Annotated in this window: 21 protein-coding genes; 10 read left to right on the forward strand and 11 right to left on the reverse strand. The window is 68.7% G+C overall.

Annotated elements, in window-relative coordinates; all coding sequences use genetic code 11:
• The first annotated feature begins 255 nt into the window (after positions 1-255).
• A complete protein-coding gene (gene cei / locus QM841_RS10330) occupies positions 256-945 on the forward strand; it encodes an envelope integrity protein Cei (protein ID WP_105414591.1) in 690 nt (229 codons plus the stop codon).
• Positions 946-952: 7 nt separating this feature from the next.
• Here cei and QM841_RS10335 read toward each other — a convergent pair whose 3' ends face one another.
• Positions 953-1,855 (reverse strand): inositol monophosphatase family protein, encoded by a 903-nt coding sequence (locus tag QM841_RS10335; RefSeq protein WP_283331909.1) that lies wholly within the window; start codon positions 1,853-1,855, stop codon positions 953-955.
• A gap of 156 nt (positions 1,856-2,011) precedes the next feature.
• On the opposite strand from QM841_RS10335, the gene ppgK reads away from it, so the two are divergent.
• Together ppgK and QM841_RS10345 are read left to right on the forward strand one after the other, a co-directional pair.
• Positions 2,012-2,764: a polyphosphate--glucose phosphotransferase gene (gene ppgK, locus QM841_RS10340; protein WP_283331910.1), complete on the forward strand. Its 753-nt coding sequence runs from the start codon at positions 2,012-2,014 to the stop codon at positions 2,762-2,764.
• Between the two features lie 121 nt (positions 2,765-2,885).
• The gene (locus tag QM841_RS10345) at positions 2,886-4,259 is read left to right on the forward strand and encodes an RNA polymerase sigma factor (RefSeq protein WP_105414588.1); all 1,374 of its coding nucleotides are present in this window, start codon (positions 2,886-2,888) and stop codon (positions 4,257-4,259) included.
• A 62-nt stretch (positions 4,260-4,321) separates the two neighbouring features.
• Here QM841_RS10345 and QM841_RS10350 read toward each other — a convergent pair whose 3' ends face one another.
• The 3 genes from QM841_RS10350 to QM841_RS10360 are packed head-to-tail and all read right to left on the reverse strand — an operon-like array spanning position 4,322 to position 6,385.
• Positions 4,322-5,494 (reverse strand): cation:proton antiporter, encoded by a 1,173-nt coding sequence (locus QM841_RS10350; protein ID WP_005261095.1) that lies wholly within the window; start codon positions 5,492-5,494, stop codon positions 4,322-4,324.
• A 7-nt stretch (positions 5,495-5,501) separates the two neighbouring features.
• The gene (locus QM841_RS10355) at positions 5,502-5,984 is read right to left on the reverse strand and encodes a cation:proton antiporter regulatory subunit (RefSeq protein ID WP_005240833.1); all 483 of its coding nucleotides are present in this window, start codon (positions 5,982-5,984) and stop codon (positions 5,502-5,504) included.
• Between the two features lie 47 nt (positions 5,985-6,031).
• The gene (locus QM841_RS10360) at positions 6,032-6,385 is read right to left on the reverse strand and encodes a DUF952 domain-containing protein (RefSeq protein WP_283331911.1); all 354 of its coding nucleotides are present in this window, start codon (positions 6,383-6,385) and stop codon (positions 6,032-6,034) included.
• A 260-nt stretch (positions 6,386-6,645) separates the two neighbouring features.
• Between QM841_RS10360 and QM841_RS10365 the strand changes: the two genes are divergently transcribed.
• Positions 6,646-6,840: a DUF7455 domain-containing protein gene (locus tag QM841_RS10365; RefSeq protein WP_005240831.1), complete on the forward strand. Its 195-nt coding sequence runs from the start codon at positions 6,646-6,648 to the stop codon at positions 6,838-6,840.
• A gap of 107 nt (positions 6,841-6,947) precedes the next feature.
• Here QM841_RS10365 and QM841_RS10370 read toward each other — a convergent pair whose 3' ends face one another.
• Positions 6,948-8,708: a DEAD/DEAH box helicase gene (locus QM841_RS10370; RefSeq protein WP_009480072.1), complete on the reverse strand. Its 1,761-nt coding sequence runs from the start codon at positions 8,706-8,708 to the stop codon at positions 6,948-6,950.
• Positions 8,709-8,963: 255 nt separating this feature from the next.
• On the opposite strand from QM841_RS10370, the gene QM841_RS10375 reads away from it, so the two are divergent.
• A complete protein-coding gene (locus QM841_RS10375) occupies positions 8,964-10,136 on the forward strand; it encodes a YihY/virulence factor BrkB family protein (protein ID WP_283331912.1) in 1,173 nt (390 codons plus the stop codon).
• On the opposite strand, the gene QM841_RS10380 is transcribed toward QM841_RS10375, so the two are convergent.
• Positions 10,109-10,345 carry a DUF3039 domain-containing protein gene (locus QM841_RS10380; RefSeq protein ID WP_005240826.1) on the reverse strand — a complete coding sequence of 79 codons (237 nt, stop codon included), beginning with the start codon at positions 10,343-10,345 and terminating at the stop codon, positions 10,109-10,111. The two genes, QM841_RS10375 and QM841_RS10380, sit on opposite strands and share 28 nt — an antisense overlap.
• 77 nt (positions 10,346-10,422) lie before the next feature.
• Between QM841_RS10380 and QM841_RS10385 the strand changes: the two genes are divergently transcribed.
• From QM841_RS10385 to QM841_RS10395, 3 genes are all read left to right on the forward strand, one after another.
• The gene (locus QM841_RS10385; protein WP_009480070.1) at positions 10,423-10,782 is read left to right on the forward strand and encodes a DUF3099 domain-containing protein; all 360 of its coding nucleotides are present in this window, start codon (positions 10,423-10,425) and stop codon (positions 10,780-10,782) included.
• 30 nt (positions 10,783-10,812) lie between these two features.
• Complete coding sequence (locus QM841_RS10390; protein WP_283331913.1) at positions 10,813-12,291, forward strand: DUF7782 domain-containing protein; 1,479 nt, start codon at positions 10,813-10,815, stop codon at positions 12,289-12,291.
• 166 nt (positions 12,292-12,457) lie between these two features.
• A complete protein-coding gene (locus tag QM841_RS10395) occupies positions 12,458-13,429 on the forward strand; it encodes a sigma-70 family RNA polymerase sigma factor (protein ID WP_005261102.1) in 972 nt (323 codons plus the stop codon).
• An 87-nt stretch (positions 13,430-13,516) separates the two neighbouring features.
• Here QM841_RS10395 and QM841_RS10400 read toward each other — a convergent pair whose 3' ends face one another.
• Positions 13,517-16,279: a bifunctional acetate--CoA ligase family protein/GNAT family N-acetyltransferase gene (locus QM841_RS10400; RefSeq protein WP_280783308.1), complete on the reverse strand. Its 2,763-nt coding sequence runs from the start codon at positions 16,277-16,279 to the stop codon at positions 13,517-13,519.
• Entirely contained in the window at positions 16,272-17,543 is a 1,272-nt protein-coding gene (locus QM841_RS10405) for an acetoin utilization protein AcuC (RefSeq protein ID WP_280783307.1), read from the reverse strand. Before QM841_RS10405 ends, QM841_RS10400 begins: the two co-directional genes overlap by 8 nt.
• 134 nt (positions 17,544-17,677) lie before the next feature.
• Here QM841_RS10405 and QM841_RS10410 point away from each other — a divergent pair, with 134 nt between their 5' ends.
• The gene (locus tag QM841_RS10410; protein WP_005240804.1) at positions 17,678-18,370 is read left to right on the forward strand and encodes an iron-dependent transcriptional repressor DtxR; all 693 of its coding nucleotides are present in this window, start codon (positions 17,678-17,680) and stop codon (positions 18,368-18,370) included.
• Between the two features lie 3 nt (positions 18,371-18,373).
• On the forward strand, positions 18,374-19,366 hold the full coding sequence (gene galE, locus QM841_RS10415) for a UDP-glucose 4-epimerase GalE (protein ID WP_005261105.1): 993 nt from the start codon (positions 18,374-18,376) through the stop codon (positions 19,364-19,366).
• A gap of 19 nt (positions 19,367-19,385) precedes the next feature.
• On the opposite strand, the gene QM841_RS10420 is transcribed toward galE, so the two are convergent.
• From QM841_RS10420 to QM841_RS10430, 3 genes are all read right to left on the reverse strand, one after another.
• Positions 19,386-20,525: a DUF4192 domain-containing protein gene (locus QM841_RS10420; RefSeq protein WP_283331914.1), complete on the reverse strand. Its 1,140-nt coding sequence runs from the start codon at positions 20,523-20,525 to the stop codon at positions 19,386-19,388.
• A gap of 159 nt (positions 20,526-20,684) precedes the next feature.
• Positions 20,685-21,350: a DUF5642 family protein gene (locus QM841_RS10425; protein WP_283331970.1), complete on the reverse strand. Its 666-nt coding sequence runs from the start codon at positions 21,348-21,350 to the stop codon at positions 20,685-20,687.
• Positions 21,351-21,492: 142 nt separating this feature from the next.
• Complete coding sequence (locus QM841_RS10430; protein WP_283331915.1) at positions 21,493-22,119, reverse strand: MBL fold metallo-hydrolase; 627 nt, start codon at positions 22,117-22,119, stop codon at positions 21,493-21,495.
• Positions 22,120-22,250 lie beyond the last annotated feature (131 nt).

The following is a 22,250-nucleotide window of genomic DNA, read 5'->3' on the forward strand; positions in this document are numbered from 1 at the left end:
GGCCGCCAGACAGTAGCCGAAGGAAGTACAAAAGTCGTAACCGAATCGACCGTTCGCGCAAATTGTCTGCTAATCGTCACCAACACCACAGCAAGCTGTGACATTCCACAACGGGGACGGGTTCGGGGTTATGACGTGCCCGGGATCTAAGGTAGGTGCCGAACCTGCGCCACGACGTGTGGCCGGGCCCTGTATCGGTGCGCTGTACGGGTGCAACGTACGAAGCGCAGTTCGTAGGAGAGGTCGAGGCACACTGTGGTTTCACTGATCACCGAAGGCAGCCCGCTCGACGACAAGGGTCGTCCGTTCCGGCGGCGGCGGGCGCTGCCGATCCTCGTGGTGTTCGCGGTCCTCGCCCTGCTCGGGGCCGTCGTGTGGGCCGGCGTCCTCGGCGACGACGAGGATCTGGCCACCACGGTCGACTGCAACCCTCCGCAGCCGGCCGCGCAACCCGTCGACCCCGCCGCCCCGCCGCAGCAGGCGCTGGGCGAAAAGGTCGACGGTTCGACCCTGCGGGACGTGGAGCCTGCCGCGCTGTCCGCCACGAAGGTGCGTGTGTTCAACGCCAACGGCGAGCACGGCCAGGCGGCGCAGGTGGCCGCACAGCTCAGTGACTACGGGTTCGCGAGCGCACCCGACGTCCAGGCGGGCAACGACCCGGTCTACGTCGACCAGAACATGCAGTGCCAGGGTCAGCTGCGGTTCGGTCCCAACGGTGCCGCGGCCGCCAGCGCGCTCTGGCTGGTGGCCCCGTGCGCCGAACTCATCCAGGACACCCGCACCGACGACACGGTCGACCTCGCGCTCGGCACCTACTTCCGCAAGATCTCGCCGAACACGGACGCCGAAGAGGTCCTGCGGTCCCTGAAGGATCCGCCGCCCGGCAGCCAGCCCGCCCCCCTCGACATCGACCTGCTGAAGGCGGCGCGCACCGCCCGCTGCTGACCGGCGGTCACCGTTCCGGGATCGGGGCGTCCACCCCGATCTCGGCGAACAGCGCGTCCAGCGCGTCGGCGATGCCGGGGGCCGCGGCCACCACCACGTCGCCGTCCGCACTCGACGTCTGCGGGGAAGGGATTCGCACGCGGGCCCCCGCCTCGGTCGCGATCAGCGACCCCGCGGCCCAGTCCCACGGGCTCAGCCCGTGTTCGAAATGCGCGTCGACACGGCCGGCCGCGACCATGCACAGATCGAGGGCCGCCGAGCCGATCCGGCGGATGTCCCGCACCCTCGGCAGGATGTCCGCGATGAGGGCGCCCTGCGCCTTGCGCCGCGCTGCGCCGTACCCGAATCCGGTGGCGAGCAACGCCATCGACACGTCGGTGACCGGGTTGCACCGGAGGTCGCTCACCCGCCCGTCCGCGTCGGTGAGGGTGGCCCCGCCGCCGCGTGCCGCCGCGTAGGTCGATCGGGCCGCCACGTCGACCACGGCCCCGGCGACGGACACCCCGTCGATCTGGGCCGCCACGGAGACCGCGTACGCGGGGACGCCGTACAGAAAGTTCACGGTGCCGTCGATCGGATCCACGATCCACCGCACCTCGGCGACGGAATCCTCCTCTCCCCCACCTTCTTCGCCGAGGATCGCGTCGTCGGGGCGAAGCTCCGCGAGCCGGTCGCGGATGACCTGCTCGCTCTCGGTGTCGACCACCGTGACCGGGTCGGTCGGGGTGCTCTTCGAGGCGACGGAATCTCCGGATCCCGCTCGCTTCCCGACGATTCCGAAGACCTCGGGCCGTCGCGCCCGGACGTGGGCGGCGGCTTCCTCGGCCACCGCCACGGCGACCTCGAGCAGTCGCCTGGGGTCGGTGCCGACATGGCCTGGCGCGGACTCTGAACTCTGGGGTGCATGCACCCACCCATCGGAACACACTTTCGCTGCCTCACACCACCGCTGACGGTTCGCGCGGCTGGTGTCATCGCCCACCGAACACGCGTCGACACACTAGTGTGACGAGCAGCAGAAGAGCGCCGGAGAACACGTCGTCGTCGACACGAAGGAGCACACGCCATGACCAAAACGGGGTTCGGTGTCGACGTCGGAGGCAGTGGCGTCAAGGGTGGCGTCGTGGATCTCGAGACGGGCCAGCTGGTCGGGGACCGCATCAAACTCCTCACTCCCCAGCCGTCCACGCCGGAGGCGGTCGCGGAGACCGTCGCCGAGATCATCCGCCAGGCAGAATGGGACGGACCGGTCGGTATCACCCTGCCGAGCGTCGTCACCGGCGGTGTGGCGCGATCCGCCGCCAACATCGACAAGAAGTGGATCGGGACGGACGCCCGCGCGCTGTTCTCCGAGGCACTCGGCGGCCGGCTCGTTACCGTCCTCAACGACGCGGATGCGGCGGGGATAGGGGAGGACGCGCTCGGCGCAGGCAAGGACGCGAAGGGGGTCGTCATCCTCCTCACGTTCGGCACCGGCATCGGCTCGGCGATCCTCCACGACGGCGTCCTGCTTCCCAACACCGAGTTCGGGCACATGGAGGTGGACGGCAAGGAAGCCGAGCACCGGGCGGCGTCCTCGGTCAAGGAGAAGAAGGACCTGTCGTACAAGGAATGGGCCGGCGAAGTGAGCCGCGTCCTCACCCGGTTCGAGAACCTCCTGTGGCCGGATCTGTTCATCGCCGGCGGCGGAATCAGCCGGAAGAACGAGAAGTGGATCCCGCATCTGACCAACAGGACACCCGTCGTACCTGCTGCGCTGCTGAATACGGCGGGCATCGTCGGTGCTGCGCTCGCAGTGGAAACGGGCATCGCTCCGTAACTAATTCGGATGGGTCGTTACAATGGAAGAGCCCGGCTGCGCGCCGGCGAAACCAGTAGACCTCTCCGCCGGATGACCACTCTGGCGTGACGCCGCACGACACCGTCACGAAAGGGCGTACGTGGCAGCCACCGATACACGTCAGACTGCTGATTCGACTTCGGAGTCAGGACCGGAAGCACCAGTCGGAGCGGCAGCCACCGGCACCGCTCCGGCAGCCGAGGAAGCTCCCGCGAAGAAGCCGGCGGCCAAGAAGGCTCCCGCCAAGAAGGCAGCAGCGAAGAAGGCCCCCGCCAAGAAGGCGGCGGCCAAGAAGGCGGGCGGCAAGAAGGCCACGGCCGGTAAGGGTGCGGACGGCGAAGACCTCGACGAAGACTCCGCCGACATGGAGGACATCGACATCACCGAGGGCGATCTCGCCGAGGTCGAGTCCGATGTCGTCGAGGTCGTCGCAGTCGGCGAGGACGAGGAGACCGAGGAGCCGTCCGAGAAGGACAAGGCCTCCGGCGACTTCGTGTGGGACGAGGAGGAGTCCGAAGCGCTCCGCCAGGCCCGCAAGGACGCCGAACTGACCGCGTCCGCCGACTCGGTCCGTGCCTACCTCAAGCAGATCGGCAAGGTCGCCCTCCTCAACGCCGAAGAGGAGGTCGAGCTCGCCAAGCGGATCGAGGCCGGGCTCTACGCGACCCAGATCATGCAGGAACTGTCCGATTCCGGCGAGAAGCTCCCCGCCGCCCAGCGCCGGGACATGAGCTGGATCTGCCGCGACGGAAACCGCGCCAAGAACCACCTCCTCGAGGCGAACCTCCGCCTCGTCGTGTCGCTCGCCAAGCGCTACACCGGCCGCGGCATGGCCTTCCTCGACCTGATCCAGGAAGGCAACCTGGGCCTCATCCGTGCCGTCGAGAAGTTCGACTACACCAAGGGCTACAAGTTCTCGACCTACGCCACGTGGTGGATCCGTCAGGCCATCACCCGCGCGATGGCCGACCAGGCCCGCACCATCCGCATCCCGGTGCACATGGTCGAGGTCATCAACAAGCTCGGCCGCATCCAGCGTGAACTCCTGCAGGACCTGGGCCGTGAGCCCACTCCCGAAGAGCTCGCCAAGGAAATGGACATCACGCCCGAGAAGGTGCTGGAGATCCAGCAGTACGCTCGTGAGCCCATCTCCCTCGACCAGACGATCGGCGACGAGGGCGACAGCCAGCTCGGCGACTTCATCGAGGACTCCGAGGCCGTCGTCGCCGTCGACGCCGTGTCGTTCACCCTTCTGCAGGATCAGCTGCAGTCGGTGCTCGAGACGCTCTCCGAGCGTGAAGCGGGCGTCGTGCGCCTGCGCTTCGGCCTGACCGACGGTCAGCCCCGCACCCTCGACGAGATCGGGCAGGTCTACGGGGTGACGCGTGAGCGCATCCGTCAGATCGAGTCCAAGACCATGTCGAAGCTGCGCCACCCGTCCCGGTCGCAGGTGCTGCGCGACTACCTGGACTGACGAACACACCTCGATGCCCCCGGACTCCGAGCGAGTCCGGGGGCATCGTCGTCTGTGTCTCGCTACGCGCTGGTGCGGACCCGGATCCAGGCCCCTGCCACCGGTTCGACCACCCGTGCCGCCACCGGGCCGATGACGGCCATCAGGAGCACGTACGCGGTGGCGAGTGCCACGAGTTCGCTCTCCACCGCTCCGGCCGACAATGCCAGGCCTGCGATGACGATGGAGAACTCGCCGCGCGCGATCAGCGCGACCCCCGCCCGGGCCCGGCCCAGCCGCCCGACGCCCTGCTGTTTCGCCGCCCAGGCGCCGGTGACCATCTTCGTCAGCGCGGTGACCACGGCGAGCAGGACGGCCCAGCCGAGAACCGGTGGAATCGCCCGGGGGTCGGTGTTGAGTCCGAACACCACGAAGAACATCGCGGCGAACAGATCGCGGAGCGGTTCGAGGACGCGGCTCGCGTTGTGGGCGGTCGTACCGGAGATCGCGATCCCCAGCAGGAACGCCCCCACGGCGGCCGACACCTGCATCGCCGAACTGATCCCCGCGACGAGGAGCGCGGCGCCGAGCAGTTTCAGGAGCAGCGTCTCGCTGTCCGGGCTGTCCAGCAGGGCGGACACGTAGCGGCCGTACCGCAGTGCGATCACGAGGACGACCGAGATAACGACGAGGGAGATGCCCACCGCCTCGAGTCCACCGGCGAAACTGACGCCGGCGAGCAGCGCCGTCAGAATGGGCAGATACACGGCCATCGCGAGGTCCTCGAACACGAGAATCGAGAGCACGACCGGCGTTTCACGGTTACCGAGCCGACCCAGGTCGCTCAGCACCTTCGCGATGATGCCCGACGACGAGATGTAGGTGACGCCGGCCATCACAACCGCGCCGGTGGGTCCCCACCCCAGCATCAGTGCGACGACCGCTCCGGGCGCGGCATTGAGAACGGCGTCCACGACCCCGGCCATCCACGACCGTCGCAGCCCGGTGACGAGTTCCGACGCGGTGTATTCCAGCCCCAGCAGCAGCAGGAGGAGGACCACCCCGATCTCGGCCGCCAAGTGACTGAACTCGCTGATGTCGCCGAGGTTGACGAATCCGCCGCTGCCGAAGCAGAGTCCGCCGAGGAGATAGAACGGGATCGGCGACATGCCGAACTGAGCTGCCAGGCGGCCCAGCAATCCGAGCGCGAAGAACACCGCGCCCAGTTCGATGAGCGCGAGCGTGGTGGTGTTCACGGGAATGTCAGCCGTTGGCCAGGAGCTTGGCCGACGCGTCCAGTCCGTCTGTGGTTCCGACAGCGACCAGGAGGTCGCCCGAGGTGAGCAGGAAGTCGGGCTTCGGTGACGGGTACACCTGACCGGCCCGCATGACCGCGACGATCGAGACCCCGGTGCGGGTGCGCATCGCCGTGTCGCCGAGCGGACGGCCGTCGAACCGGGAGTCCTCCTTGATGTACAGCTGCTTGGTGCGGATTCCGGGCAGGTCCCGGTGCTCCTCCTCCAGCTGCGCCACCAGTTGCGGCGCCCCCAGCAGGTTGCTGAGGACTGCCGCCTCCTCGGTGGTGAGCGGCACCGACGCAGCGCACGCATCGGGATCGTCGGCCTTCGAGACGATCAGATCGGTGCGACCGTCGCGATGGGTGATGACACCGATGCGGCGACCGGCGGCGAGTTCGAAGTCCTTACGCACCCCGATACCCGGTAGTGGCGTCACTTCAACGTTCATGCCTCCACGGTAGACCGATCGGTGTGACCAACCGCGCAAGGCTCGCGTCAGTGCCGGGCCGGGAACGTTCCGTCGGCGTCGGGGCGGTAATCCTCGACCGCGGTGACCGCCGTGACGGGCAGCGTCCCGTACAGGTGTGGGAACAGCATCGACGCCGGATCGGCCGGCACGCCCGGCTCCCACTTCACCGGCGCACCGAGCGCGGCGGGGTCGAGCCTCAGCAGGACGAGGTCCGTACGCCCGGCGAACAACCTGTTGGCGGGCAGATGCACCTGGGCCGGCGTCGAGAGGTGCACGAAACCGTCCGCGGCGAACGTCGCGGGCACTCGACTGCCTTCGCGTTCCGCGGTGCGCCATTCCCCGCGGCTGCAGATGTGGACCAGCTGGTCTTCGGATTTCACACGGTGAGACTAGCGTCACGCCCGAAAACGAATCAGCTGTCAGCGAACTCGGACCGCGCGGTCTGTTCACATCTGCGCTCGTCACGTCCCTGACTGGGCGTTTCCGGGGGGTTTCGTGTGTGATGCAACACTGAGAAACGCCGACGGGAACAACGCGTAAACCCCAAACGTCTGACAGAGTAGATCCACCGCGCCACCCCCGACGCGGCGGACCAAGGCCCCAGGCACTCGGCATCAGTCGAAGCCAGTACGGAGGAGTCATGCCCGGAACACTGACCAGCCCCCCGTTGACCGCAGCCGACCGGTGCGACCGGTGCGGTGCGGGAGCCCGCGTTCGCGCGGTTCTTCCGACCGGAGGAGAGTTGCTCTTCTGCGGTCACCACGCCAACGAGCACGCAGACCGCCTTCGCGAGATGAACGCCACGATCGTGTCCGAAGCCGAAGCTGCAATCTGATACGTCAGCCCGGGTGACCCGTCCCAGGCTCACCTCTTCAGCACAGAGACCGGCGAGTGCGATGCACTCGCCGGTCTCTTCACGTTCGCGTCACCGGGTGACGGCGGTCACCACTGTCGCAGGGTCGAGATCCGCTCGGTGAGCTGCTCGACGGTGGCGATCGCCGTGGGCGGTCCCCCGCAGACGCGGCGCAGTTCGCCGTGGATGGTGCCGTGCGGCTTGCCCGTCCTGTGGTGGTGCATCGCGACGAGACTGTTCAGTTCCCGGCGCAGCTGCGCGAGCTGTCCGGCGGCAGCCACCCGGTCCGCGACCTGGGGCACGGGCGTGTGCACGGGCGCGGGTGCCGGCTCCGCCTTGTCCAGCTGCTCCGACTGACGCTGACGCAGCAGCGCGCGCATCTGATCGGCGTCAAGCAGCCCGGGCAGACCCAGGTAGTCGGCCTCCTCGTCCGAACCCGAGAACGTGGCCGTCCCGAAGGACGAACCGTCGTAGATCACCTGATCGAGCTCAGCGTCCGCGCCGAGCGAGGTGAACGCCTTCTCCTCCTCGCCGAGCTCGTCCTTCTGCTTGTTCGCGTCGGCGAGAAGATCGTCATCGAAGCCGTCCTTCTCCCGGTGCGGCTTGCCGAGCACGTGGTCGCGCTGCGCCTCGAGCTGGCTGGCCAGATCGAGCAGCACCGGAACCGACGGGAGGAACACGCTCGCGGTCTCGCCCTTGCGGCGGGACCGCACGAAACGCCCGATCGCCTGCGCGAAATAGAGCGGGGTGGACGCACTGGTGGCGTACACACCGACGGCCAGGCGGGGAACGTCGACGCCTTCCGACACCATGCGGACGGCGACCATCCACTTCTGGGTGCTCGCCCCGAACTCGGCGATCCGCTTGGACGCCGTCGGGTCGTCGGAGAGCACCACGACCGGGTCTTCCCCGGTGACCGCCTTCAGGGTCTGCGCGTACGCGCGGGCCACGGTCTGGTCGGTGGCGATGACCAGACCTCCGGCGTCGGGCATGCCGCCCGTGCGCAGCTGGCCGAGCCGGGTGTCTGCGGCGTGCAGGACCGCGGGAATCCAGTCGCCCGACGGATCCAGGGCCGTTCGCCACGCCCGGGCCGTCTGTTCCGCGCTGAGCGGCTCACCGAGTCGCGCGGAGAACTCCTCGCCCGCGTTGTTCCTCCAGCGTGCCTCGCCGGAGTACGCGAGAAACACGACGGGCCGGACGACGCCGTCGGCGAGGGCGTCCGAGTACCCGTAGGAGTGATCCGCCTTCGAGCGCATCAGACCCTCGCGATCGGGCTCGTACGTCACGAACGGGATCGCACTGTCGTCGCTGCGGAACGGCGTACCGGTCAGGGCGAGGCGGCGGGTGGCGTCACCGAACGCCTCCCGGATGGCGTCACCCCAGCTCTTCGCGTCACCACCGTGGTGGATCTCGTCGAGGATGACCAGCGTGCGGCGGCTCTCGGTACGGACCCGGTGTTTGAACGGGTGCGAGGCGACCTGCGCGTACGTCACCACGACACCCTGGTAGTCGCTGGACGTCTGCCCGGTCGAGTTCGAGAAGTACGAGTCCAGCGCGATGCCGTTGCGCGCGGCGGACTCGGCCCACTGGTGCTTGAGGTGCTCGGTCGGCGCGACCACGGTCACCTGATCGACGGTGCGATCGCGCAGCAACTCCGACGCGACCCGCAGCGCGAACGTGGTCTTACCGGCGCCCGGCGTCGCGACCGCTAGGAAGTCCTGCGGTCCGGTGGACAGATACTTCGTCAGCGCACGACGCTGCCAGGCACGCAGGGATCCTGCGGGTCTGGCCGGTTCCGTCTGTGCGAGGTAGGCCTCGGTGCCCACGATCTGCGCGGCCTCGGTTTCCACTCTCGGCGCCGACTGGGAGCCCACTGTCTCAGCACTCACGGGCTGCCCTCCGCTGGCATGGCACTGTTTGCTCGCACTCCTCGGTATTCGATCGACATGTCCGGGTCCACACCCGAAGGCGCTGTCCGTCAAGGAGCCTAGCGTCCGGATCCGACGCGAACCGCATTCGCGACATCCGATAGTGACAGATTTGTCGCGACACGAGGACAGCAGCGGTGGGCAACCGGGCGTGTCGTCAGGGATGCTGGAAACATCATGACCGAAACACCCTCGACAACGCCGCAGAGTGGCGGTGACCCACCCCGGTCCGGGTGGCATCCGCTACGTCGCACACTGAGCGTGATCGGTCGCACAGCGAGCAAGGCCTGGGACGATTCCATCTTCGGAAAGGCGGCCACGGCGGCGTTCTGGCAGACGCTGTCGCTGCCCCCGCTCCTGCTGGGGCTCCTCGGAATGCTCGGCTACGTCGGCGGCTGGTTCGGGCCCGACACCGTCGACATCATCCAGTCGAAGATCATCAACTTCAGCGGGACGGTGTTCAGCGACAGCGTCGTCGAACAGATCATCCGCCCGACGGTCGGCGACGTACTCGAACGCGGACGTCCCGAGATCGTGTCACTGAGCTTCCTGCTGTCCCTGTGGGCCGGCTCGTCCGCCATTTCCACGTTCGTGGACTCGATCGTCGAGGCCCACGGCCAGCAGGAGGCGCGGCACCCGGTGTGGCAGCGCGTGTTCGCGTTGCTGCTCTACGTGATGTTCCTGATCCTCGCCGTCTTCACCCTGCCGCTGGTCGCGCTGGGTCCGACGCTCGTCGGCAGGGTGCTCCCGGAGGCGTGGCGCACGATCGGGACGGAGATCGTCGACACGTTCTACTACCCCGGCGTGGGTCTGTTGCTCATCGTCGGCCTGACGACGCTGTACAAGGTGGCGCTCCCCCGGTCGCTGCCCTGGCACCGGCTGCTCGGCGGCGCGCTCGTCGCGGGGGTGTTCTTCCTCGGAGCGAGCACCTGCCTGCGCCGCTACCTCTCCTGGGTGGCCGGAACCGGGTACACATACGGGGCGCTGGCCACGCCGATCGCGTTCCTGCTGTTCACGTTCTTCCTGGGGTTCGCGGTGGTGCTCGGTGCCGAGTTCAACGCCACCGTCCAGGAGTTCTGGCCCGCCCGCGCGACGCGCATCGACCAGATGCGGGATTGGATCGCCGCACAGGCCGAGAGTTCGCCGTCGACGGGTCCGGTGACCAGCCTCACACGTCGCATCGCCACCGGTCCGATCAAGGTCGTCGGCGACCGGGCCCGTCCGGATGAGGCCGAGCCGGAGCCCGGGAACGACGACGAGCCCGACGGCCCGGTACGAGAATCCCCCGAGCCACCGGGTGTGCGACGAGCGCCGGTGAAGCCTCAGTCGCCCTTGCGTAATCCTTCGTAGATCTTCTTGCAGTCGGGGCAGACCGGCGATCCCGGTTTCGCGGACTTCGTCACCGGAAACACTTCGCCGCACAACGCGACGACGTGAGTGCCCATGACGGCGCTCTCCGCGATCTTGTTCTTCTTGACGTAGTGGAAGAATTTGGGAGTGTCGTCATCGGTCGACTCGTCGGTGGTGACGTCGGGCCGTTCCTTGGTTTGAGTGCTCACCCCTCAATAATGCCGCAACCGGCCGACGAACCCACCCCCTGTGTGCATTTGCCGCCCGACAGTGGAACAGTGGAGTCATGGCACGAAGTGCAGGGTTCGGTGGGTCCCACGACGCCGGCTCCCCGAGCAATCCGGTTCTCATCACCGAGGCGGCGCGATCCATCGAGGATCAACATCGCGCCCGTGTCCGCAAGTACCTGCTCATCATGTCCTTCCGGTTCCCCGCGCTGATCTTCGCGGCGGTGGCGTACGGCATCTGGGAGAACCCGTGGATCTCGATGGCGATCATCGGTGTGTCGATCCCGCTGCCGTGGATCGCGGTTCTCATCGCCAACGACCGCCCGCCGCGCAGCAAGGACGAGCCCAGCCGGTACGACCACCGCGAGTCGCCGTCCACCGCCCTGCCCGCGCCGCCGCACCACACGATCGAGGGCTGACGCAGTCGGGCGTGCTGCAACAATGCACGGGTGAACCGTGACGAGCTGCTGTCGATCTGCCCCTCTCTGCGTGAGGCCCTCCGCCGCAACCGGTACGACACGGACACCCTGCTCGATGCGCTGGGCCCCGAGGTCCATGCGGCGTTGAGCCGCAACGAGCCGGTCCCGGTGCGCCGCGCCAGCGCCGGCTGCGGCGAACTCGGCAGCCTGATCCGCCTGTTCCTGCTCACCGACGACTGTCCCGTCGGCGAGGTGGCCGCGGCGCTCTCCCCGCTCCCGGTCGAGGATGCTGTGGCAGCAGGCCTGCTCGAATCCGACGGCGACGTCGTCCGCGCGGCCCTCGACCTCCGTCCGATGGACATCGGCGGGGGCAACCGCTGGGTGCTCTCCGACCTCGACGGCTCCCTCCGCCCCCGCGAGACTCCCGTCGACCATGTCATCGGCGTCGGACACGCGTCGCTGTCGCTGCTGCAGGCCACCCCGACCGCGCCGGTCGGGACACTGCTCGACGTCGGGACCGGCTGCGGCATCCAGGCCCTGCACGGCACGTCCTACGCCGACTCGGTCACGGCCACGGACCTGAATGTCCGTGCCGTCGAACTGGCGGCAGTCACCGCGGCGCTCAACGAGGAGCAGGTGGAACTGCTCGCCGGCTCGTGGTTCGAGCCGGTCGAGGGCCGCACGTTCGATCAGGTGGTGGCAAATCCGCCGTTCGTCGTCAGCCGCGCCCGGGTGGGTCACACCTACCGCGACTCCGGACTCGACCTCGACGGCGCGAGTGAACTGATGATCTCCCGCGTGGCGGACTACCTCGCGCCCGGCGGCACGGCGGCGCTGCTGGCGTCGTGGATCCACGTCGAGGGCGAGGACTGGCGGGCCCGGGTGGCCTCCTGGCTTCCCGCCCACGGGATCGACGCGTGGGTGGTTCAGCGGGATGTCGCGGACCCGGCCCTGTACGTCGGCACCTGGATGCGGGACGGCGGCCTCGACACCCGGGACCCGGCCACCGCGACTATTGCCGAGGACTGGCTGGATCACCTCGCGAGCGCGAACGTCGAGGGGGTCGGCTTCGGGTTCGTCTACCTGCGCCGGACCGACGCACCCACCGATCTGATGGCGGAGGATCTCACCCACGGCTTCAGCGACCCCTTGGGCGCGGAGGCGCTCGCGTACTTCGAGCGGGTGGCGTGGCTGCGCGAGCACGACGTGCTCACCGCACGTTTCCGCGTGGAGGAGAGCACCGCCCTGGAGCGGGTGTTCCTGCCCGGCGACGAGGGATGGACCCAGGTGGTCGCCCGGTTGCACCGCGGGAACGGCCCGGCGTGGCAGCACGAGATCGACGATCTCGTCGCGTCGCTCGTCGCGGGCATGCGCGGTGACGGCCTCGTGCTGGGCGAACTGATCGAGCTTCTCGCCGCCGCCCACGGCGTCGACGCCGAGGACCTCGCGCAGTCGGCCGTGCCACTCGTGCACGCCCTCGTCCGGCACGGACTCGTGCTTCCCGCGTAGCCGTCGGGTTCCCGATCCGTCCCCCTTATACGTGTTCTCAGCAACTTCTCAGGACCGAATCGAGGAACCCGCAGGTCACAGCCTCTTCGCAAATTACCGGCCGGGAACTTTCCCAGGCCTTCGGTGCGTTGATCCATATGAGACACCACCGATGAGGAGGCAAGTCATGACAAGCCCCAGCACCACTACTCGCATTCGCCCCAGCGCTGCCGATCTGGACGCCCAGAGCCCCGCTGCCGACCTGGTCCGCGTCTACCTGAACGGAATCGGCCGCACGGCTCTGCTGACGGCCGCAGACGAGGTAGAACTGTCCAAGCGAATCGAGGCTGGGCTGTACGCCGCGCACATCCTGGAGACCGGGAAGCGACTCTCCCCCGCCAAGAAGCGCGACCTCGCGACGGTCGTCCGTGAAGGACAGTCCGCCCGAGCGCACCTCCTCGAGGCCAACCTGCGGCTCGTCGTCTCGCTCGCGAAGCGGTACACCGGACGCGGAATGCCGCTGCTGGACCTCATCCAGGAGGGCAACCTGGGTCTGATCCGCGCGATGGAGAAGTTCGACTACGCGAAGGGGTTCAAGTTCTCGACGTATGCCACCTGGTGGATTCGTCAGGCGATCACCCGCGGCATGGCCGACCAGAGCCGGACGATCCGGCTCCCAGTGCACCTCGTCGAGCAGGTCAACAAGCTGGCCCGTATCAAGCGTGAGCTGCATCAGCAGCTCGGGCGTGAGGCGACGGACGACGAGCTGGCCGAGGAGTCGGGCATCCCGGCGCACAAGATCGCGGATCTCCTCGACCACAGCCGCGACCCGGTGAGCCTCGACATGCCGGTCGGTAACGACGAGGAAGCTCCCCTGGGCGACTTCATCGAGGATTCCGAGGCCACGTCGGCGGAGAACGCCGTGATCGCGGGTCTCCTGCACAGCGACGTGCGCAGCGTGCTGGCCACCCTCGACGAGCGTGAGCAGCAGGTCATCCGCCTCCGTTACGGTCTGGACGACGGTCAGCCGCGCACTCTCGACCAGATCGGCAAGCTCTTCGGGCTCTCCCGTGAGCGTGTCCGTCAGATCGAGCGCGAAGTGATGGGCAAGCTGCGTCAGGGCGACCGCGCCGAGCGGTTGCGCTCCTACGCCAGCTGACGAGAGTCTCCCACCCGGTATCAGCGCCGGTGCCGGTCGTACGCGACCGGCACCGGCGTTGCGCTGTCTGCGGGACCGGGTGACCGGTCAGCGCAGGCGGCGGGGGCCGAGGTCGGCGACGCTGGGTTCCGGGCCGATCCGCACGCGCGAATCGGTGATCTGCGCGCCTTCGGCCGACGCGAGCACGGGTTCGCAGGCCAGTTCCCGTACCTCCGGGAGGTCGTCGGCGAGGGCGGAGATCCGCTGCACGAGGTCGACGAGAGCCGATTTGTTCACCGGTACCGCACTCCGGTAGCCGGACAGCAGCGGCGCCGCTTTCGGTGCGTCGATCAGTTCCGTTGCGGCGTCTTCGGTGAGGGGCAGCACCCGGTAGGCGCGGTCGCCGAGGAGGTCGGAGATCACGCCGGCAAGTCCGAACGAGATGAGCGAACCGAACGACGGGTCGTCCTGCACGCCCACCACACAGCCGATTCCCTTGGTGGCCATCCGCTGCACGTGGAGTAGCGGTTCACCGGACGCGGCGGCGAGGTCGCGGTAGGCCCAGCGCACCGAATCGGGTCCGACCAGATCGAGGCGGACGCCACCGAGGTCCGGCCGGTGCCGCCACTGCTCCCCCGTCGCCTTCACCGCGACCGGGTATCCCAACTCCTCGGCGGCCTGCACGGCCTCGTCTTCGGTGGTGGCGGAACGGAATTCCACGACGTTCACGCCGTAGCACGCGAGGAGTTGCGATGCCTCGAAGTCCGACAGCCAGCGTCCGGACGACGCCGCGAGCCAGCCGTCGATCATCGCTTTCGCCCGCTCCGGATCGATCCCGTTGGGGCGCACCACTTTCGAGGACGGTTTACTCTTCCACGCCGAGTACCGCCACGCGCGCGCCAGCGCCAGCGCCGCGCGCTCCGGACCGGGATAGGAGGGAACCGAACCGCGTGTCGGGTGCCCGTCCTCACCCCGGACCGCCAGGACGTCGGGCACACCCTCCGCCGCGAGGAACGTCGTGAGGACGGGCTTGTCGGCTTCCCGCACCGCCTCCCGCAGCGCCTGGGCATAGGGTTCGACCGGAACGGCGACCGGCGGGACGAACACGGCGATCACCGAATCGACGTCGAAGGACGTGAGCGCCGTCCGCACGGCCGCCGCGAACTCCTCGGGACCGGCCTGCGGACCGAGGTCGACGGGGTCGCCGACCTGCAGACCCTCACTGCGCGCCGCATCCGCGGCGAGCACACCGAGCGCGGTGGAGTTTCCGACCACGGCGAGCCGGGGGCCCGCGGGCAGCGGCTGATACCCGAACAGCAGCGCACAGTCGAACAGCTGGGAGATCGACCCGACCTGCACCACACCGGCCTGCTCGAAGAGGGCACGGACGATCGAATCGTCCATCTCGCCACCGCTGGCCGCCAATGCGGGCGGGACGGCGTGCCTGCCACTCTTGACCGCGACGATCGGCTTGTTCCGCGCCACCCGGCGCGCGATGCGCGAGAACTTGCGGGGATTGCCGAAGCTCTCCAGATACAGCAGCACCACCTCGGTGGCCGGATCCGAATCCCAGTACTGCAGGAGGTCGTTACCGGAGACGTCGGCGCGGTTGCCCGCGGAGACGAAGGCGGACAATCCGATGCGGCTCCGTGCGGCCTCGTCGAGGATGGCGATGCCGAGTGCGCCGGACTGGCAGAAGAATCCGACGTTACCGGGGCTCGGCAGCACCGGCGCGAGGGTGGCGTTCAACGAGACTTCGCTGTCGTTGTTGGCCACGCCGAGCGCGTTGGGCCCGATCAGCCGCATCCCGTGCGCGCGGGCGGCGTGGACGAGGCGACGTTCGGATTGCCGTCCGTCCATGCCGGTTTCACTGAATCCCGAAGACACGACGACGAGGGCCTTCACCCCCTTGACCAGGCAGTCGTCGAGGACGGCATTGATCGATTCAGCGGGTACCGCGACGACGGCGAGATCCACCTCGTCGGGGATGTCGCGGACCGACGGGTACGCGCGCACACCGTGGACCGAACGGTGCTCGGCGTTGACCGGATACACCGGGCCGGTGAATCCCGCCCGCAGCAGGTTGGTCAGCACGGCGTTGCCGACCTTCGCGCGGTCGGTGGACGCGCCGATCACCGCGACCGACCGTGGACTGAGCACGTTCCGCATGCTGCGCGCCTCGGCGGCCCGCTCGCGGGAATTGCGCACGGACACCATCGCTTCGGTGGGGTCGATCGCGAACTCGAGCTTGAGCACTCCGCCCTCGAAGCTGCGGCTCACCTGATAGCCCGCCTCACGGAAGACCGTCACCATGTTCCGGTTCTCCGCGAGGACCTCGGCGACGAACATGGTCAGGCCGTTCTCCGCGGCCGCCGCGGCGAGATGCTCGAGCAGAATGGGCCCGAGTCCGCGGCCCTGATGCGCGTCCGCGACGACGAACGCCACCTCGGCGGACTTGCCGTCCCCCTCACCGATGAGTCGCTCGTATCGGCCGACGGCGATGATCTCGTCCCCGAGCAGCACCACGAACGCCACCCGGTCGTGGTGATCGACCGTGGTGAAGTGAACGATGTCCCGTTGCGACATGGTCGGGTAGGGGCCGAAATACCGGAGATAGCGGGTGCGTTCGGAGAGCTTCGAGTGGAACGCGACGAGTTTGTCCGCGTCCTCGGGGACGATCGGCCGCAACGCCACTGCCCCGCCGTCCGCCGCGAGCACGTCGGCGACCCAGTGCCGCGGGTAGTTGTGCGCTGCGTCGGGGGTCCCCTTCGCCTCGGTCGTGACCGCCGCCCCGGCGCTACCCGACGTCTCGGCGCTGTTCGACGCCTCGGCGCCGCCGGTGGTCTCGCTGCCGTGCGTCGGCTCAGTCACGGGGATCCTCCGGGTCGAGTCCGAGTAGGGGGAAGCAGGCGCGGCGAGTGGCGATGACGGCCGAGTCGATCCGCGTCAGGGCGCGGTCGATCGACGGGACCCCGGTTTCCGGTGTGCCACCGGGACCGTCCCAGGGCAGGTAGTCGACCTCGCCGCCGTCGCCCATCGTGTCCGGCAGGTCCACGCTGGGCGCGAGCGCGTGCGCGCGTTCCTGCCAGGCCTCGGGTACGGCACGGCCCGTGTCGATCTCGCGGTCGAGCGCCGCGGCGATGAGGTGGGTCCACGCGCGCGGGACCACCCGGACGAGGCCGTAACCGCCGCCGCCGACGGCGAGCCAGCGTCCTTCGGCGTAGCGGTCGGCGAGATCGCGCATGGCGAGGAACGCGGCCCGCTGGCCGTCGACCGTCAGCGCCAGGTCGGCCAGCGGATCTTCGCGGTGGCTGTCGACACCGCACTGACTGATCACGATCTGTGGCCGGAACGACGCGAGGGCGCCCGGCACGACGGCGTGGAAACCGCGCAGCCACAACGCATCGACGGTCCCGGGGAGCACGGGGAGGTTGACGGCGGTGCCCTCCCCCGATCCCTCGCCGACCTCGCTCGACCATCCCGTGTTGGGCCAGAGCGTCGCCGGATGCTGGTGGAGCGAGATCGTGAGGACGCGTGGGTCGTGCGCGAACGCGTGCTGCACCCCGTCACCGTGGTGCGCGTCGACGTCGATGTAGGCGATCCGGTCGAACCCGTGGTCCAGCAGCCAGGAGATCGCAATGGCGACATCGTTGTACACACAGAAGCCGGAGGCCCAGTCGGGCATCGCGTGGTGCATGCCGCCGCCGATGCTCACGGCCCGGCGTGTGCGTCCCGCTGCGATCTCCTGCGCCGCGGCGAGGGAACCGCCCGCGAGGATCGCGCTCGCCTCGTGCATCTGGGGGAAGACCGGATTGTCCTCGGTGCCGAGCCCGTGCGGGGCGTCCGCACCGAGCACGCCCGACGTCGCCGAGTGCCCGGCCTGTTTGACTGCTTCGACGTACGCGGGAGTGTGGATCCGCAACAGATCCGCGTCCGAGGCGGCGGCGGGCCGCAACAGTTCGACGCCCTCCAGAATCCCGAGGCTGCGGGCGAGCGACATGGTCAGCTCGAGCCGGGTGGGATTCATCGGGTGGTCCGCACTCCACCGATAACTGAGATAGTCCGGACTCCACACGACTGCACGGTGCGATACCAGTGCAGCCGAATCCTCCCCGGAACTGAACGACGCGGTCATGAACTCACGCTACTGGTCCCCCGCGGAGGGTGCGAGCAGACCCCGGCACGACCGGCACCGACGCGCTGCGGGGACGGACGGCGCCGGTGGCGGGCAATCACCGGTAGAATCAACCGAGACGAAGGGGTGTGAGTGTGAAGGATCTGGTCGACACCACGGAGATGTACCTCCGGACGATCTATGACTTGGAAGAAGAGGGCGTCGTCCCACTTCGAGCACGTATTGCCGAACGACTCGAGCAGAGCGGTCCGACGGTCAGCCAGACCGTCGCCCGGATGGAGCGTGACGGTCTCCTCCTGGTCGCCGGTGACCGCCACCTGGAACTGACGGAGAAGGGCCGCGAACTCGCGGTGTCGGTGATGCGGAAGCACCGCCTCGCCGAACGACTGCTGGTCGATGTCATCGGCCTCAAATGGGAAGAGGTCCATGCGGAGGCGTGCCGGTGGGAGCACGTCATGAGCGAGGAAGTCGAGCGGCGCCTCGTAGAGGTGCTCAACAACCCCACTACCTCGCCGTACGGCAACCCGATTCCGGGGCTCGCGCTGCTCGGGCTGGACCGCCCGGTGGACGCCCCCGAGACGCTCATCCGGCTCACGGACGTGCCGCCCGGCAAGCCGACCGCTGTCGTCGTCCGGCGTCTCGCTGAGCACGTGCAGTCTGATCCGGACGTCATCGGACAGCTGCGCGAGGCGGGTGTCGTCCCGGACGCGCGCGTCACCGTCGAGACCAAGCCCGGTTCGGTCACCATCACGGTGCCCGGCCACAGCGGGTTCGATCTGTCCGAGGAGATGGCACACGCCGTCCAGGTGAAGCAGGTTCAGGGATAGTCGATGAAACTTCTGGTCACCGGCGGCGCCGGCTATGTCGGCAGCGTCTGCAGCACGGTCCTGCTCGAACGCGGGCACGAGGTCGTCATCATCGACGACCTGTCCACGGGTAACGCCGACGCGGTGCCGCTCGGTGCCGAGTTCGTCGAGGGCGACGTCGCGGAGGTGGTGTCGGACGTGCTCGGCACGAGCGGCACACCCCGCTTCGACGGCGTCCTGCACTTCGCGGCGCAGTCGCTCGTCGGCGAGTCCGTCCAGTACCCGGAGAAGTACTGGCGCGGCAACGTCGTCACCACGCTCGAACTTCTGGAGGCCATGCGGCATTCGGGGACGCGGAAACTCGTGTTCTCGTCGACCGCCGCGACCTACGGCGAGCCCGAGCACTCGCCGATCACGGAGGCCGATCCAACCCGTCCCACCAATCCGTACGGGGCGACGAAACTCGCGATCGACCATGCCATCACGTCGTATTCGGTGGCTCATTCGCTCGCGGCGACCAGCCTGCGGTACTTCAATGTCGCGGGAGCGTACAAGTCGGCCGGCGAGAACCGGGTCGTCGAAACGCATTTGATTCCTCTCGTGCTCCAGGTGGCGCTCGGTCAGCGGGAGAAGATCTCGATCTTCGGAACCGACTGGCCGACTCCGGACGGCACGGCGATCCGCGACTACATCCATGTGCTCGACCTCGCCGAGGCGCACGTGCTGGCACTGGAGTCGTCGATCGAGGGCAGGCACCGCATCTACAATCTCGGCAGCGGTGCGGGTTTCAGTGTGCGCGAAGTCATCTCGGCGTGCGCGCGGGTCACCGGGCTTCCCATCGCGGTCGAGGACGCACCGCGCCGGGCAGGCGATCCCGCCGTGCTGGTGGCGTCGAGTGATCGGGCGATCGCGGAACTCGGATGGCGGCCGGAGCACACCGACCTCGACGAGATCGTCGCCGACGCCTGGGCCTACCTGCAGGAGCTGGGCGACCGGTCGCACGCGGCACGTCGGTGACGCCGGCGCGGTCCGCGATTTAGCGGGGCAGCACGACACCGATCGCTTCGGCTCGCTCGTAACCGACGTCGGCCAGGCCCCGCACCTCGGTCGGCCGGAGTCCTGAGTGCAGTGCACCGTCGAGCAGGGTGGCCAGTACGTGCCCCGGCTCCGAGTCCAGTGCGGCGGCCAGCGCGATGCCGGCGAACGGCCCGTCGCCACGAAGATAAGCGCTGTATCCGAGCAGCGCCGCCGCGTTCGCGCGTTCCGGGTCCGGGAGGTTGCGGGCGAGGAGAATCCACAGTTGCTCCGCGTCGTCGGCGTACGGGCCGACGGCCAGAGCGAGCGCGCTGTCCCGGACGGTGACATTGTCCAGTGCGAGCGCGAGTTCCGCGTACTCCGGCGCGAGGAGCCGCTCCCCGGACGACACCCGCGCGACGTGCGTCAGCACCAGTTCGAGCTCGAGACGGTGACCACGCTCCGGCGTGGCCGACCGTCCAGCCAATTCCCTTCGCAGAAGCGATGATTGACGACCACGTTCGATGAGGGCGGCGATCTGCATCCGTTCGAGCACCGGGCCCACCTCGATCGTGGCTTCCAGTTCCTCGCGCGAAGAGCGGATGGCCCTGCCCTCGACGACCCGCGCGAGCGCGACCCGCGACGACGTCGGATCGGACTGGACTCCGCACCCACCGCCGCCGAGGAGGCTGAACCATTCGCGGCCGGCGGCGATCTCCGCCGTGACGAACACGTCGAGAAGTTCGGCCGACGTGAAGTCGAGGAGTTCCTCGAATTCCTCGACGATCGCGGACAGCTCGTCCAGGGAGATCGAGGCCGGGTCGGTGAAGCGGTCGTCGACGAGCACCAGGAGCACCCCGGTGGCCTGCTCCCTCTCGCAGACGGTGGCGAACTGACCCAATGCCGCGTACATCGGCGGGGTCGGCACGTCGCCGCCGCTGAGGACGAGGTCGTGTCTCATGACGGCTCCGACCGACGGGTTGCGCTCCCCGGACAGGCACACCGCCACGATCGACCGGGCAGGCCGGAATCCGAGCAGTGCGGGCACCGAGGCGAGAAGGTCGCCCGGGGCGGACAGCGTGACGGTGTGCTGGTGCGGGGGCGGTCCCCCGCCGGGATCGTCGGAGAATCCGGAACCGTGCGGGAATGCGGGTGTCGTCATGCACCAGACTCTGACGGGTCGACGCGACGGCGCGGGCGGGCGAACTGGGGAAACACAGAGGGCTGTGGATGGGCCGTCGGTTGTGGACAACCGGGTCGCCGCGCCGCACGGACGCGCCGAGCGACCGAGAAGTCGTCGGACCCCTGTGCTAGGGCGCGCTCAGCTGTTCTGCACCTTCTGCACCGCGGCGGTGAACAACTCGTCGAGCGCGACGGTATCGGCCTTCGCGTCGCCGAACGACATGAAGGTCGCAGACACCCGCACGTCGCCCACCTGCGCGATCAACGTGACCATCGACTGGGTGACCTTGTCGCTCCCGTTACCGGACTTGACAGTCCGCCGGAGCGCGAGGGTGTCGTCGGCCCGGACGGGAGGGGCAGGTGTGACCTCGGTGGTGACGGTGGACTCGGCCCCACTGTCCGTCACGGTGACCTCACCGCACTTCTTCGTCTGCGCCGCCAGTTCGTCGAGGAGCGTATCGGTTCTGGTGAGCTCGACCGAGATCGTCGAACGGCTCGCGTTGTCCGTGCCCACCGCCATGACGGTGCCGGTCGGTCCGTAGTCCTGCGCGGGCGGCGCGCAGTCCGCGGGGTCGACCACCGCGCCCTGCGGTACGCCCGTCAGGTCGGGTGCCGCCATCGACACGGCCTGGGCGGGCAGCACGATCGCCTCGTATCGGGCCGGGAAGTCGGCCGGATCCACCAGAAGCTTCGACAGTCCCTTGCCCGACGGCGACCCCGCCGCGATCGTCGTGCTCGGCTGCGCGTCACCGACGACCGTCGAGGAACATCCGGAGAGAATCGTCACCGCGGCCAGCGAGACCACCGGGACAACCATGGCCGTCCGTACCGCTGTGCGCCGAGACCTCACCGTCGACCTCCCGTGTCGGATGTGTGGTGCTCCCACCCCGGGGAGCCTTTTCCGCCACTCTGCCACGCCGGCGCGCCGACAGCGGGGAGGCTGCGGCTCAGCTGCCGCGGGCGATCCACTCCTCCAGGTGCGGGGATTCGGTCCCGATGGTGGTTCCGTCGCCGTGCCCGGTGCGGACCGTCGTCGACGGCGGCAACGCGAACAAACGGTCGCGGATGGACCCGATGATCGTCGGGAAGTCCGAGTAGGAGCGCCCGGTGGCTCCCGGACCGCCCGAGAACAGGGTGTCGCCACTGAACAACTCCCCCGCCTCCGGCAGAAACAGGCAGCAGGAGCCGGGCGAGTGGCCGGGCGTGTGGAGCACGCGGACGTCGGTCCCGGCCACGGCGATCTGCTGCCCGTCCTCGATCGGCGTGTAGGCGACGGCGGGGTGAGTCTGCCGCCACAACACGTCGTCGGCAGCATGGAGGTAGATCGGGGCGTCCAGCGCCGTGGACAGTTCGGGCGCCACGGTGACGTGGTCGTTGTGGCCGTGTGTGCAGACGATGGCCCTCACGTGCCTGCCGCCGACAGCCTCGACGATCGGGGCGGCGGTGTGGGCGGCGTCGATCACCACCACCTCGGTGTCGTCGCCGACGATCCACACATTGTTGTCGACGTCCCAGGTGCCCCCGTCGAGACTGAAGGTGCCGGAGGTGACCACCCGGTCGATGCGCACGCTCACGACGCGACCGCCGATCGTCGAACCCGGTCCGCACATCTTCGTACCCGTGCCGACATCGCGCACCTCCAGGATCTCGTCCGTCTGGGACCGTGCCGTTCCTCACATTGCCACAGACCGTGCGCGGGATCTCG

The sequence above is a fragment of the Rhodococcus sp. IEGM 1307 genome, from assembly GCF_030056915.1.
Taxonomy (GTDB): Bacteria; Actinomycetota; Actinomycetes; order Mycobacteriales; family Mycobacteriaceae; genus Rhodococcus_F; species Rhodococcus_F opacus_D.

Coding starts and splice junctions, on each gene's coding strand:
- ppgK (WP_283331910.1), top strand. CDS start 2,012: ATGACCAAAACGGGGTTCGGTGTCGACGTCGGAGGCAGTGGCGTCAAG.
- QM841_RS10355 (WP_005240833.1), bottom strand. CDS start 5,984: ATGAACGTTGAAGTGACGCCACTACCGGGTATCGGGGTGCGTAAGGAC.
- QM841_RS10365 (WP_005240831.1), top strand. CDS start 6,646: ATGCCCGGAACACTGACCAGCCCCCCGTTGACCGCAGCCGACCGGTGC.
- QM841_RS10375 (WP_283331912.1), top strand. CDS start 8,964: ATGACCGAAACACCCTCGACAACGCCGCAGAGTGGCGGTGACCCACCC.
- QM841_RS10385 (WP_009480070.1), top strand. CDS start 10,423: ATGGCACGAAGTGCAGGGTTCGGTGGGTCCCACGACGCCGGCTCCCCG.
- QM841_RS10395 (WP_005261102.1), top strand. CDS start 12,458: ATGACAAGCCCCAGCACCACTACTCGCATTCGCCCCAGCGCTGCCGAT.
- QM841_RS10405 (WP_280783307.1), bottom strand. CDS start 17,543: ATGACCGCGTCGTTCAGTTCCGGGGAGGATTCGGCTGCACTGGTATCG.
- galE (WP_005261105.1), top strand. CDS start 18,374: ATGAAACTTCTGGTCACCGGCGGCGCCGGCTATGTCGGCAGCGTCTGC.
- QM841_RS10420 (WP_283331914.1), bottom strand. CDS start 20,525: ATGACGACACCCGCATTCCCGCACGGTTCCGGATTCTCCGACGATCCC.